Source organism: Pseudomonas sp. NPDC090233, assembly GCF_044772285.1.
In the GTDB taxonomy this organism is placed as follows: domain Bacteria; phylum Pseudomonadota; class Gammaproteobacteria; order Pseudomonadales; family Pseudomonadaceae; genus Aquipseudomonas.
Genome location: NZ_JBIVYQ010000004.1, coordinates 289,581 through 303,104, shown reverse-complemented (window position 1 = coordinate 303,104; position 13,524 = coordinate 289,581). Strand labels below are relative to the sequence as shown.

The 13,524-nt window shown below is 62.8% G+C and carries 9 protein-coding genes; 4 read left to right on the top strand and 5 right to left on the bottom strand.

The window, feature by feature from the left end; all coding sequences use genetic code 11:
* Positions 1–7: 7 nt before the first annotated feature.
* Genes ssuC through ACIQUF_RS12700 form a run of 3 tightly spaced genes read left to right on the top strand, consistent with a single transcriptional unit; the run spans position 8 to position 1,860 of the window.
* Positions 8–805: an aliphatic sulfonate ABC transporter permease SsuC gene (gene ssuC / locus ACIQUF_RS12710; protein ID WP_403131785.1), complete on the top strand. Its 798-nt coding sequence runs from the start codon at positions 8–10 to the stop codon at positions 803–805.
* Positions 802–1,614, top strand: coding sequence for an aliphatic sulfonates ABC transporter ATP-binding protein (ssuB, locus tag ACIQUF_RS12705; protein WP_403131783.1), 813 nt, complete (start codon positions 802–804; stop codon positions 1,612–1,614). Before ssuC ends, ssuB begins: the two co-directional genes overlap by 4 nt.
* Positions 1,615–1,644: 30 nt before the next feature.
* On the top strand, positions 1,645–1,860 hold the full coding sequence (locus ACIQUF_RS12700) for a molybdopterin-binding protein (protein ID WP_008095172.1): 216 nt from the start codon (positions 1,645–1,647) through the stop codon (positions 1,858–1,860).
* 36 nt (positions 1,861–1,896) lie between these two features.
* On the opposite strand, the gene ACIQUF_RS12695 is transcribed toward ACIQUF_RS12700, so the two are convergent.
* The 5 genes from ACIQUF_RS12695 to ACIQUF_RS12675 all read right to left on the bottom strand — a co-directional run bounded on the left by ACIQUF_RS12695 (position 1,897) and on the right by ACIQUF_RS12675 (position 12,550).
* Positions 1,897–7,398 (bottom strand): dermonecrotic toxin domain-containing protein, encoded by a 5,502-nt coding sequence (locus tag ACIQUF_RS12695; protein ID WP_403131781.1) that lies wholly within the window; start codon positions 7,396–7,398, stop codon positions 1,897–1,899.
* 80 nt (positions 7,399–7,478) lie between these two features.
* On the bottom strand, positions 7,479–8,111 hold the full coding sequence (locus tag ACIQUF_RS12690) for a TetR/AcrR family transcriptional regulator (protein WP_403131780.1): 633 nt from the start codon (positions 8,109–8,111) through the stop codon (positions 7,479–7,481).
* The gene (gshA, locus tag ACIQUF_RS12685; RefSeq protein ID WP_403131778.1) at positions 8,111–9,688 is read right to left on the bottom strand and encodes a glutamate--cysteine ligase; all 1,578 of its coding nucleotides are present in this window, start codon (positions 9,686–9,688) and stop codon (positions 8,111–8,113) included. The genes ACIQUF_RS12690 and gshA overlap by 1 nt, the downstream gene beginning before the upstream one ends.
* A gap of 154 nt (positions 9,689–9,842) precedes the next feature.
* Positions 9,843–10,226 carry a PaaI family thioesterase gene (locus tag ACIQUF_RS12680; RefSeq protein ID WP_403131776.1) on the bottom strand — a complete coding sequence of 128 codons (384 nt, stop codon included), beginning with the start codon at positions 10,224–10,226 and terminating at the stop codon, positions 9,843–9,845.
* On the bottom strand, positions 10,226–12,550 hold the full coding sequence (locus tag ACIQUF_RS12675; protein ID WP_403131775.1) for a Tex family protein: 2,325 nt from the start codon (positions 12,548–12,550) through the stop codon (positions 10,226–10,228). The genes ACIQUF_RS12680 and ACIQUF_RS12675 overlap by 1 nt, the downstream gene beginning before the upstream one ends.
* A 228-nt stretch (positions 12,551–12,778) precedes the next feature.
* On the opposite strand from ACIQUF_RS12675, the gene ompR reads away from it, so the two are divergent.
* On the top strand, positions 12,779–13,519 hold the full coding sequence (gene ompR, locus ACIQUF_RS12670) for a two-component system response regulator OmpR (protein ID WP_403131773.1): 741 nt from the start codon (positions 12,779–12,781) through the stop codon (positions 13,517–13,519).
* The last annotated feature ends 5 nt before the right edge of the window (positions 13,520–13,524 follow it).

Genomic DNA, 13,524 nt, shown 5'->3' with positions numbered 1-13,524 from the left:
GCGGGCCATGAGTCGTGCAACTTCCTCCACCCTGACCCAGCGCCTGGCGCCGTGGGCGCTGCCGGTACTGCTGCTGGCGGTGTGGCAGCTGGCGGTCAGCGCGGGCTGGCTGTCGACGCGCATCCTGCCGGCTCCGAGTGCGGTGGTCAGCGCCGGTGTCGAGCTGGTGCGCAGCGGCGAAATCTGGACTCACCTGGCCATCAGTGGCTGGCGTGCGGGGCTGGGCTTCGTCATCGGCGGCAGCATCGGCCTAGTGCTGGGTTTCATTACCGGCCTGTCAAACTGGGGCGAACGCTTGCTCGACAGCTCGGTGCAGATGATCCGCAACGTGCCGCACCTGGCGCTGATCCCGCTGGTGATCCTGTGGTTCGGCATCGACGAGTCGGCGAAGATTTTCCTGGTCGCGCTGGGCACGTTGTTCCCGATCTACCTGAATACCTACCACGGTATCCGCAACGTCGACCCGGCGCTGGTGGAAATGGCGCGCAGCTATGGCCTGTCCGGCTTCGGCCTGTTCCATCAGGTGATCCTGCCGGGTGCATTGCCTTCGATCCTGGTCGGTGTGCGCTTCGCGCTGGGTTTCATGTGGCTGACGCTGATCGTCGCCGAAACCATTTCCGCTAACGCCGGCATCGGCTACCTGGCCATGAATGCCCGTGAGTTCCTGCAAACCGACGTGGTGGTCTTGGCCATCGTCCTGTACGCCGTGCTCGGCAAACTCGCCGACCTTGCCGCTCGCGGCCTGGAACGTGTGTGGCTGCGCTGGCACCCGGCCTATCAGGTTGCCAGGAAGGAGGGCGCATGACCGTGCTCAAGGAACAGCCGCCACGCCTGCTGCGTGGCATCCCGCTGGCGGCCAACGGCCTGCGCAAGACCTTTGGCCAGCGCGAAGTGCTCAAGGGCATCGAGCTGCATATTCCGGCCGGCCAGTTCGTCGCCATCGTCGGCCGTAGCGGCTGCGGCAAGAGCACCTTGCTGCGCCTGCTGGCCGGGCTCGACAAGCCCAGCGCGGGTGAGCTGCTGGCCGGTGCCGCGCCGCTGGCCGAGGCTCGCGAGGAAACCCGCTTGATGTTCCAGGACGCACGCCTGCTGCCCTGGAAAAAGGTGATCGACAACGTCGGCCTGGGCCTGAGCGGTGAATGGCGCCAACGTGCACTGGACGCGCTGGAAGCGGTCGGCCTGGCGGACCGCGCCAATGAATGGCCGGCGGCGCTGTCCGGTGGCCAGAAGCAACGCGTGGCCCTGGCCCGTGCGCTGATCCATCAGCCGCGCCTGCTGCTGCTGGACGAGCCGCTGGGTGCGCTGGATGCCTTGACCCGCATCGAGATGCAGCAACTGATCGAACGCCTGTGGCGTCAGCACGGTTTCACCGTGCTGCTGGTCACCCATGATGTCAGCGAGGCGGTAGCCGTGGCTGATCGGGTGATCCTGATCGAGGACGGCGAGGTCGGGCTCGACCTCACCGTCGACCTGGCAAGGCCCAGGGCGCGTGGTTCGCACCGCCTGGCCGCGCTGGAAAGCGAAGTGCTCAACCGTGTGCTGTCGGCTCCGGGCACTGCGCCGGAGCCGGATCCTGTAGCCCCTCTGCCCACGCAACTGCGTTGGGCGCACTGAACCCCAAACGCATAGAGAAGGAATCAAGCCATGACCATCAAAGCCATCAACGTCCGCAACCAGTTCAAAGGCACCGTGAAAGAAATCCTCGAAGGCCCTGTGTTGTCGGAAATCGACGTGCAGACCGCCTCCGGTATCGTCACTTCGGTAATCACCACCCGCTCGGTTAAAGAGCTGGAGCTGCAGGTAGGCAGCGAAGTGATTGCCTTCGTCAAGTCGACCGAAGTTTCAATTGCCAAGCTCTAAGGGAATGCCCGGGGCGTGCCCGCCCCGGGTACTGGTTCACGGGGTGGCTGGGCGCAGATCGCCGAAATGCGCCTCTGCCTGCGCTTGCGTCAGCGGGCCGCGCCAGACATCGGCCCTCTGGTTGCGCTGACTGGCAAGCTTGAGATGCCCCGCTTCCAGGCGGGCGAAACCGTGAGCGGGTTTCCTTTTGAAATGGAAATGGGCGTACCAGAGTGGCTTGTGGGTTCGGCTGTCGTGGATGACGTATTCTTCCAGATACTCCACGGGTTTAGCCTGGTTGTCCTTTGCAGGCGTCAATTCTCGTGACCAACGCAGTTCAATTTCCCCCTGCTCCTTCAGGTACTCCAGGTGAGCGATGCTCGGTTGCTGGCCCGCCTTGATTTGCTCAATACGTAAAGTGCGGCCCAAGGTATCCAGCTGATGGGCACTTTGTTCCAGGCGTTGCACCAGCGTTCGTTGCCCCTGTTTGATCTCGTTCCCGGCCTTGCGGATCAGGTCGTCGGCAATGTCCCGTAGCGATGCGGCATGGCCTTGAGCGAGGTCTTGAAGGTCCCTGGGCAGCATATTGAGACCCTTGTAACGCTGTAGGTCGGCCATCTGCCGGCTGACCTTGGCCAACCGGCTGTTCGCTGTATGCTCCAGCACCGCCAGGCTGGCCGTGGGTCTCTGGGGTGGGGTCTGGACGCTCTGCCATCGGCCGTCAGCGTTGGGGGTAAAGGTGGCGTGGGGGAAATTGTCCACAGGCTGGTTGATCTGTATCTGGTTTTGCCCATCGACTGAGGCCTCTCGGCCGATCAGCAGCTGATCATCCACCGTTTCGAAAAGCCTCGGCCTGCTGGCTCCTCGATTGGCCTGCACATTTGCTCTTCTGGCGGGTGTTGCGGCGTTGAGGCGGATATCGATTTCTTTCGTCAGCCCCGCCAATCCTTGATCGACATGCTGGACCGCGCTGGGAGAAAGGTAGTCGGGGAAGTTGTCCTGCCAGCTCTGCAGATGGGCCTGGAATCGCTGGTAGCGCTCCTTGAGATGAGCCATCAGGCGGGCTTCGTCGCGTCGGCTGAGTACGGTCAGACGCATATCGGCCTGGCTGAACAAGGCACTGCGCACTTTCACGATTTCGCGGTTCATGTTGCGCAGCAAGAGGAAAAACTCGTAGTCGACAGTACTGCGGGGGATCATGATGCTGGCAATACGCGCTGAGATTTCCAGCAAGCGGTAGTCTATCGGTACCAGATGGATGTTGAGCTTGTGCATGCTCAGATCGTAAGCGGTAAGTTCGGCCCCCTTCAGTTGACCGCGGATATGCTCGTGACGATGTATATCAGCCTCAAAGCGGTGCAGAGACTCGGCAAGCTCAGCGTACGTATCATGAACCGTTTTGAGGTGACCGGGCACTTCGCTCGGGAGTAAGTCGTCGACGTCCAGCTGCAGCTGTTGGGAGCGGGCGAAGCAACCCTTCAAATGCGTATCATGCAGCCTCATCAGCAGTATGTTCTGCTTGCTCAGGTCTACAGCCAGTTCCTGCTGGAAGTTGTTGTAGTCAAGGCGTTTGAGGTGTGCCCTCAGGCTGCGCAAGCGCTCCAGACTTTGCTCGCCGAACGTCACGTAAGCCTGTACGTGTTCGGTCGCTTTTTGCCTGGCCCGAGCGATGATGTGCTCTGCAGCAGGGGCACCGGTTGGGCCGTCGGGGCCAATGCCGCGCGCCTGGTTGTAGGCCTCCACGCTGGTTTTTACCTGGACCCTGTGCTTGCCCTGAGTGCGATGGATGTCCAGCAGTACATCTCGCGGCGAGATGATCGCTGGCTGGCGCCGCAGCACGCCGCGCAAGGTTGTCCAGCCGCGGTTGTACAGCGCGCTCAGCTGAGCACCACCCCCTGCCAGGCCGTCTTCGATCAACTGGCCACTGAGTCGGCCGTGGGTCTCCCAACTGCCCTGGGCAGTGCGTTTGACCGGCTGTTTGTAGGTGATGGCATCGTTCCCGGCCAAGCGCCAGGTGCGGTAGGTGTCATCCCACTGGACCGGGTAATACTGCCCTTGGCGGGTGATGAAATCGACGCCGGTATCGACATGCCGGTACACACCAGCGCCCTGAGGTAATGGGTGGTTTGTCCAGCGCCCGGTGGGCACAGCGCTTTCATAGCCCTTGAACGGGTTTGTAGAGTGATGCCGGTTCGACCTTACCGAAAGCGGTGTGGCTAGGCGCTGACGCTGGCCGGTCGATAGGCGCGCGGCACTGGCAGGATTGTTGAACAACACGGCCGGGGTCAGGTCCAGCAGTGCCTCGGTCAAACACAGGAACACGCTGTTCAAGTGCTCGATACCGGCGCGCGTGTCACCTCGCAAGTACGCTTCGACGCTGGCGGTTGCGGCGTGCCAACCGTCATACAGGCCGACGACGGTGCCGACCAGCGGTATGAAGCCAAGGGCCATCTTGATGTAGTCATAGACTTGGCCGTGGCACACCGCTTCGGTTTGCAAGTACAAGTCGGACTGGCTGCGCGAGGTGGCACGGTTGCTCAGTACAAGTCTACCCATCTGCAAGTTGGCCAGCAGGGTGGGCAGCGGTTCGTCGCGGGTAATTCCCAGGCCTATGAAGCCTGAGAAGTTCCGGATCAGCGCTGTCCTGATGTAGCTACGGTGTGCCGATGCATTGCCGTCGATGGGTAGGCCGGCGAGGTAGTCGAGCATGGCTTCGTCCACGGCCATATCGGCCAACGCCCGGCATGCCTGGGCAGCATCGTCGTACTGGCTGACGATGCGGTTGTTGGGCGCCTCGGGCAGCAACAACAAAACAGGCCCATTGCCGGCCTTGAGCACGAAGATGCCGTTCAGGGTCGTTGCATTGGAGGAGCCGTCGGTGGCCACTCCCGGGTTGAGTTCCAGCGTGTGGTAGTCGACGGTACGTGCGGCGATGGCTGTCAGTTGCTCATGGACGAAGCGTTCGAGCAGCTGTTGGCCGTTAGCGTACAACCCCGGATGACGACTGGCGGCTATGATCCCGAGTTGCTTCGCGAAGGGCGCGCACAGCGTTTCACGGCGCAATTCGGCCTGCCAGCGCGTCTCGCTTTTTTGGCCCTGGAATGTTTGCAGGATCTGCCGCTCATAGGCGCCGGCAATATCCAGTTCGGTGATCAGGTTGGCGATGTAGCTTTGGTTGACGCCCCGGCGTAGCGCCTCATCATCGCTGCCGCCTTCGAACGCGATGGTGGCATTGCCCAGGCGCAAGGTCAGGTCGTCATCGAGTGCCCACGGCAGCAAATGCTCAAGCGCGACGTCGCTGCGTTCATGGCTGAAGGCCTTGACCAGTTTGAAGGCGTTCGCTTGCCCGGACTCGCCGAGCGAAACACGTTGGTCGAAAACCCTGTCGGCAATGTTGAGTGTGATGGCAGGTACCGCGCCGGGCGCAAAATCATCGCGCAGACGCTGCTCCAGCCGGGCGATTGTGAATTGGCCGCGCTCAGGCAGGTCTCTGTCCAGCAACCGGGCGTTGGCCAACATGGCTTTGCGCAGTGCTTCAACCTGTTCTGCCAGGTGCGTGCGCTGGGGCAGATCGAGGTGTCGCAAGGGGTGCAGTTGCTCCAGCAGGTTCGCGGTGCGGTTGCGTTCGGCGTGTCGGGCGAAGGCCTGCAGCCTGGCTTGATTGGCACTGATGCGTAGCCGCTTGCTGGCCGCTTCGCGGGAAACCGGCGCAGCGCTGTCGTCAGGGTGAGTGAGGCTGGCGATCAGGGTCTGCGTGCAGTAGTCGAAGACATGTGTGTCAATGGCCTTGAAGACGATGGCGGGGGCCTGGGTGAGATCCTCCATAGCCGTCAACAGGGCGTGCAAGTCCTGCGGCCAGATGCTTTCCAGCAGCGTTTCGAGGAAGCATCCCCTGAGCGTGTCGAGCACCCGCTCGGTCAGTTGGGTCGAGTCTTCAAAGGCCATCAGGCCGCCGTTGTCGCCGGGCTTGTAGAGCAGCAGCGAGGAGTCTTGTGGATCGCTGTGATGCAACGTCAAGAAGCCGCTCAGGTGCCACGCTTGCGTGCCTGTCACCAGTTGCAACGTGCACGGCCGCACGTGGCGCTGCAGGCTCGGTTCGGGCATGTCGCAGAGTTGCTCGACCCAGTTCAGGTGGGTGGCGGGTAGCTCGCCCAACAGGTTCTGTAGCTTTGCTTCAAGTTGGAGGGCTTGTCTGAATGCTTCGCTGAGTTGATCGAAGCGGCTGGATTCGCCGTAGCGTTGCCCCCACACCGCGCTGTTCAGCGTGGCCGGCAGGTCACTGAGCAGCTGCTCGTGTTTCGACTGCACGGCGTCCAGCCGGCTCTGCAGTGACCGCAACGTCTCCATGGATGCCGAATTGGCGGCGAGGTCGTTGCCGAGGTAACGGGCGAGCAGGTCTTCCTGGCGTTCGATACGTTGCTTGTGCCAGCCGCTGGGCAAGCTATCGGGCAGACTGTCGAAATGCAGCTCCTGCAGAGCCAGGGCTGTATCTTCGGCGACTTGTTCATCAATCGATTGGCGAATGTTGCTCGGCAAGACCAGTGCGGGCTGGATGTAGCGGGTCAGCTCCCAGGCCTCGATGTCGTTCCAGGGCAACGGATCGGTGGCGTGCAATTGCGTGGCCTGGTGCAGATGATGCAGGGCCAGCCGCAGGTTCTCGCTGTGCATCAGCAGTGCGAGCCGGCTGAAACCGTCCTCGTTCAAGGGCGAAAGGATGATCGCCTGATGGTCACTGCCTTCCTCCAGCGCCGCCGCTGGCCGAGGCCAGAGCAGTTTGCGGTGCTCGTGCATCCAGTCCAGTAAGGCCTGTTGGTGGCGGAAACTGCGTACCGGCGTATTCGCTTCCGGGCGGTATAGCAGCCATTGCCCCTGCTGCGCGGTCGGCGCAAACAGCAGGGTTGTAGCGCAGGCTTCGTCAGTACCGTCAGTATGCCGCCACTGCACCAAGGTGTGGCCCTGCGCTGGATGCTGACGTCCTTGGGCCCAGGCCCTGACGCCGATTTTGTCCAGGCCGAAGGCGATGTCCTGGCATGCCATGAAATGCTCACGCAGTTGAGAAACCAGGTAAGCCTGACGCGATTTGGCGGTGCCGGCCATGCGTGCGCCCCAGTAGTCCGCCTGGGCATTCTCCAGCGTGTTTGCCACAACCGGAGCGAGCGCCGCCGTCCACTCGCTACCGGCCCACGAGGCGCGCCCGACGTCCGCGTCAAGGCCCCAGGTTTGCCAGTTGGCGAAGGGCTCGGCAGCGTCGGGGGCGGCGTAGACGCGTGCGGCAAACGTGAGCATCGTGACCTGGCTTTCGCCATTTCGCAGGCCGCAAGCGCTCGGGTCCAGGCCTAGTGCGTTGGTGACGGCATGCAGGAGCGTATTGCGCAGTGTCGGGGCTTGGGTACAAACAGCGTGCAGGGCTTTGGCTGCTTCCTGCCGTCGCTGGTCGGCATCCAGCAACGCGCTGCTGCGCGCCGCGTTTTGCAGGTGGCTGCTGTCTGAAAGCGTGGATAGCTGGGCGCCGTCGGCGTAGAGGTAAGCAGTGTTGTCGGCGTGGGATGGATCGGACATGGCTGGTCTTCGCAATGAACGTTGAATGAGCGTTCATTGCAACAACCAGCGTGGGCGCATGGGCGGTACATGTTGCTGAGTCAGGTCTTGCGGCCTTCCAGATAAGGTGGCAGGTACAAGCCCAGGTAGGCCTCGAACACCCGCTTGCCTTCCTCGGCCATGCGCGGGGTGATCGCTTCATGCAACTGCACCGAGCGCGCGTACACCCGGTCGCTCAGTTCCATGGCCAACGCGAACACATCCACATCCACAGGCATTACCGGCAACCTGAAGTGCTGGTCGAAGAGTGTGTGCATCAGCTCGCCCAACTCCATGTCGTGCTGCCGGTCGGCCTGCACCACTTCGCTCAGGCCGTGTTGTGCCAGGATCAGCTGACGCGCGGCGGCATCGCCGTTGTAGATGTCGAGCATGCGCTGCTCGATCAAGCGCGAAAGGTCATGCCAGGTCGTCAGCGCACTGTTGTCGATAGGTGCACTCAGTGCTTCGCGAAAAGCCCGGTGTACATCGGCCGTCAGCGCTTCCAGCAGTGCCGGTACGCTGGCGAAGAAGTGGTACACCGACGATGGGGGTATTTGTGCCCGTTCAGCCACGCTGTAAATCGACAGCGCCGCCACCCCTTGCTCGGCCAACAGCTCGCGTGCCGCCGCCAGGATCGCTTCGATCCTGGCCTGGCTGCTGGCGCGGGGTTTGCGCGGGGTGGCGGTGCGGTTCATCAGTTGCTGATTGCCAGGATGCTGGCCTGGTAGGCGCCGACGAACAGGTCGAAGTCGCCGACTTCTTGTTGTTCAAGGCGCGACTGCTCGGCCAGCGATTCACGGGCCAGGGTTTCGTAGGCTTGCTGGCGCTCGGCGGGCAGCGGCTGTTCGCGGAAGGTCTCGGCGTGCAGGCGGCTCTGGCGCAGAGAGAACGCGATGAAGCTTTCGTCGTGCTCGGCCATGCGTGCCAGTACCTGGGCTGAAGGCGTCAGCGAGGCGTCGTCAACCTTGGCCTGTTGCGCTTCCAAGGCCTTGGCATGTTCATCACCGCCTTGTGTCTTGTCGAGCAGCTCAGCCAGTTGGCCGATACTGCTGATAAGCTCAGTGGCCCAGGTTTTCAGAGCGATTGGCTGGCCGTCACGGTGCAGCTCCAAACCAGGGCGACGGCCTTCCTTGACCACGGTCAGGAAGTTGTCGGTGCACTGCCCGCATTCGCCGTTATCCAGCTGCGGGCTGTCTTCCAGTGCGCAGAACAGCAGGAACGCGTCGAGGAAACGGGCTTCGGTCAGGTCGATACCCACCGGCAGGAATGGGTTGATGTCCAGGCAGCGCACCTCGACGTACTGCACGCCGCGCGAGGTCAGGGCCTGGATCGGCCGCTCACCGGTATAGGTGACGCGCTTGGGCCGGATGTTCGAGTAGTACTCGTTCTCGATCTGCAGGATGTTGGTGTTCAGCTGCACCCATTCGCCATCCACGTGGGTGCCGACTTCGACGTAAGGCGGGTAGGGCGTGCCCACCGCTTTGCGCAGGCTATCGGTGTAGCTGGCCAGGTTGTTGTAGCAGGGCGTGAGGCCGGCCTGGGCATTGCTCTGGTAGCCCAGGTCGCTCATGCGCAGGCTGGTGGCATACGGCAGGTACAGGGTTTCGGCGTCCAGCTCTTCGAGCTGGTGCGGGCGGCCGCGCAGGAAGCCTTTGTCCAGCGCCGGCGAAGCACCGAACAGGTACATCAGCAGCCAGCTGTAACGGCGGAAATTGCGGATCAGCGCAATGTAGGCCGAAGACTGGTAATCGCGGTCATCTTCGCTATTGCCTTCGGCTTCGCGCAGCAGTGGCCACAGCGCTTCGGGCAGCGAGAAGTTGTAGTGAATGCCGGCGATGCATTGCATGGTGCGGCCGTAACGCAGGGCCAGGCCCTTGCGGTACACGTGCTTGAGCTTGCCGATGTTCGACGTGCCGTACTCGGCGATCGGGATATCTTCCTCGGCCGGCAGTGTGCACGGCATCGAAGGGCTCCACAGGTATTCGCCAGCGAGCTTGCTGTAGACGAAGCGGTGGGTTTCTTCGAGGTTCTCGAGCACCTTGGCCGGGTCGGGCAGGGCCGGGGTGATGAACTCCAGCAGCGACTCGGAATAATCGGTGGTGATCTGCTCGTTGGTCAGCGCCGAACCCAGGGTTTCAGGATGCGGGGTCTGGGCCAGGCGACCTTCGTCGGTCACACGCAGGCATTCGCGCTCAATACCGTGCAGGCACTGCTTGAGCAGGGGAAGATTGGCGCCGAGCAGGCTCAGGCGGCGGTTGAGGAGGTCGCTCAAGATGGATTCCTTCACGCATCAGTCGCCCCAATATGGGGGTAGAGTTGACGGTCTACAAGGGTAGGAAGAAAGGAACTGGCGTTGTCGCCTGGTTTACGCGGTTCCGGCAGTGCCAGCGCACTGCCGAAAAATACCGCAGATACCGCTTGGTGAGCTAGAGAACCGCGAAGGTTCCCTGCGCTTTCGCCACAAGTTTGTCGCCTTGGACTACGTCGGCGTCGACCACCAGGGTGCGGCGCCCGGCATGCAGCACACGGGCGGTGCACACAACCTCACCGTCGCTGACCGCACGCATGTAGTTGATCTTGCATTCGATGGTCACGCTCTGCTGGTCGAAGCCATGGCTGGCCGAACAGGCCAGGCCCATGGCGATGTCCACCAGGCTGAAGATGGCGCCGCCGTGCAGCTTCTGGCCGCGGTTGCGCAGGTGTGGCTCCAGCGCCAGAGCCACCTCGGCAACGCCGGTGTCCAGGCGTTGCACGCGGCAGCCCAGGAGCTGGCTGTAGGCGCTTTGCACCAGCTCTTTGGGGATTTCCATCACTTCTTCTTCAATTGCTTGGCGTTGGCGAACAGCGAAGCCATGGCGTTGTTGGCCGGGGCTGCGGTGGCGGTTTCGCGCGGGCGTTGGGCCTGCGGCTGGCGGTTGCCGCCGTTGCCACGGTTACCGCCACGGTTGCCTTCGACCTTCTCGCCCGGGGTGTCGCTCATGCGCATGGACAGGCCAACGCGCTTGCGCGGGATGTCCACTTCCATGACCTTGACCTTGACCACGTCACCGGCCTTGACCGCTTCGCGCGGGTCTTTGATGAACTTCTCCGACAGCGCCGAGATGTGCACCAGGCCATCCTGATGCACGCCGATGTCGACGAACGCGCCGAAATTGGTCACGTTGGTGACAACGCCTTCGAGGATCATGCCAGGCTCCAGGTCCTTGAGGTCTTCGACGCCGTCCTGGAAGGTGGCGGTCTTGAACTCGGGGCGTGGGTCACGGCCGGGCTTGTCCAGCTCCTGCAGGATGTCGGTGACAGTCGGCAGGCCGAAGCTGTCGTCGGTGAATTTCTTCGGGTCGAGGCGCTTGAGGAAGCTGCTGTCGCCGATCAGCGAGCGGATATCGCGATCGGTGTCGGCGGCAATGCGCTTGACCAGTGGGTAGGCCTCCGGGTGCACGGCGGAAGCGTCCAGTGGGTTGTCGCCGTTCATCACGCGTAGGAAGCCGGCAGCCTGCTCGTAGGTTTTTTCACCCAGGCGGCTGACTTTCTTCAGCGCGGCGCGGGTGGCGAACGGGCCATTGGCGTCGCGATGGGCGACGATATTCTGCGCCAGGGTTGCATTGAGGCCGGAGATACGGGTCAGCAGCGCCACGGAGGCGGTGTTGACGTCCACGCCCACGGCGTTCACGCAGTCCTCGACCACGGCGTCCAGGCCGCGTGCCAGCTTCAGCTGGGACACGTCATGCTGGTACTGGCCGACACCGATGGATTTCGGGTCGATCTTGACCAGCTCGGCCAGCGGGTCCTGCAAGCGGCGAGCAATCGACACGGCGCCACGGATCGACACGTCCAGGTCGGGGAATTCGCGGGCTGCCAGTTCCGATGCCGAGTACACCGAGGCACCGGCTTCGGAGACCATGATCTTGGTGATCTTCAGCGCTGGGTACTTTTTAACCAGTTCCGCCACCAGCTTGTCGCTTTCGCGGCTGGCAGTGCCGTTGCCGATGGCGATCAGCTCTACCGAGTGCTTTGCACACAGGGCGGCGAGGATGGAAATGGTGCGGTCCCAGTCGTTTTTCGGGGCATGCGGGTAGACCGTGGTGTAGTCCAGCAGCTTGCCAGTGGGGTCGACCACGGCGATCTTGCAGCCGGTGCGCAGGCCCGGGTCGAAGCCCAGGGTGGCGCGCGGGCCGGCTGGGGCGGCCAGCAGCAGGTCGTGCAGGTTGTGGGCGAACACGTTGATCGCCTCGCCTTCGGCGTTGTCACGCAGCTCACCGAACAGGTCGGTCTCCAAGTGCGTGTAGAGCTTGACCTTCCAGGTCCAGCGCACCACTTCGCCCAGCCACTTGTCGGCGGGACGGTTGCGATTTTCCACGCCGAAGTGGCCGCCGATCATCACTTCGCAGGGGTGCAGGGTGCCTGGCAGCTCTTCGCCCACCTTCAACGAGGCGCTCAGCACACCTTCATTTCGGCCACGGAAGATGGCCAGTGCGCGGTGCGACGGCGCGTTGCGCAGCTGTTCGTCATGGGCGAAATAGTCGCGGAACTTGGCGCCTTCCTCTTCCTTGCCGGCGACCACGCGGGCACTGAGCACCGCTTCCTGCTTGAGGAAATTGCGCAGCTTGTCGAGCAGGGCGGCATCTTCGGCGAAGCGTTCCATCAGGATGTACTTGGCGCCTTCCAGCGCTGCCTTGACGTCGGCCACGCCTTTTTCCGCATCGACGAAACGCGCGGCTTCGGTTTCCGGCGTCAGTTGCGGGTCGTTGAACAAGCCATCTGCCAGCTCGCCGAGGCCAGCTTCCAGAGCGATCTGGCCCTTTGTGCGGCGCTTCTGCTTGTACGGCAGGTAAAGGTCTTCGAGGCGGGTCTTGGTGTCGGCCAGCTTGATTTCGCGGGCCAGCTCAGGGGTCAGCTTGCCCTGCTCTTCGATGCTGGAAAGGATGCTCGCGCGGCGCTCGTCGAGTTCGCGCAGGTAGCGCAGGCGCTCTTCCAGGTGGCGCAATTGGGTGTCGTCCAGGCTGCCAGTCACTTCCTTGCGGTAACGGGCGATGAAGGGCACGGTGGAGCCCTCGTCCAACAGGCCCACGGCCGCCTCTACCTGCTGAGGGCGCACGCCCAGTTCCTCGGCGATACGGCTGTTGATGCTGTCCATGTAAACCACCTGACATTTGTGAATACGGGGGCTGCAAGGCGCGTGTTTCGCCCGGCGGCGCTGGATGAAAGGCGCGCATTATACCCATCGAAGACGGCTTGCGGTGATGGCGCCAGGCCAGCCGATCAGGTCTCGAACTGGCGTCGGGGGAAAAATCTGCTAACAATGCTCACGGCACGCGTGGCAATGGCTACGCCATAATGCGCGGCGATACCAGAGGAGTTATTCATGACCGGCACCCCGAACACCGCTGAAGGTGACAAGATTCTCATCGTCGACGACGATCCCGGGCTCAGCAGCCTGTTGGAACGTTTCTTCACCAGCAAGGGCTATCGCGCCCGCGCGGTGCCCAACACCGAACAGATGGACCGCCTGCTGCAGCGCGAGGTGTTCAACCTGGTGGTGCTCGACCTGATGCTGCCCGGCGAAGACGGCCTGTCCGCGTGCAGGCGCCTGCGCCAACAGAACAACCAGATTCCGATCATCATGCTCACTGCCAAGGGGGACGAACTCAGCCGTATCAAGGGGCTGGAGCTGGGCGCTGACGATTACCTGGGCAAGCCGTTCAACCCTGACGAGCTGATGGCGCGGGTCAAGGCCGTGCTGCGTCGCCAGGCGCCGAGCGTGCCGGGTGCGCCGGGCAGCGAGGACGAGTCGGTCACTTTCGGTGACTACGAACTGTCGCTGGCCACCCGTGAACTGAAGCGTGGCGATGAAGTGCATATGCTCACCACCGGTGAGTTCGCCGTGCTCAAGGCGCTGGTGATGCACGCCCGTGAGCCGCTGACCCGCGACAAGCTGATGAACCTGGCCCGTGGCCGCGAGTGGGATGCCCTGGAGCGGTCCATCGATGTGCAGATATCGCGCCTGCGCCGCATGATCGAGCCGGACCCGTCCAAGCCGCGGTATATCCAGACTGTGTGGGGCGTGGGTTACGTCTTCGTGCCGGACGGAAACGCGGGTAAATGAAGCCT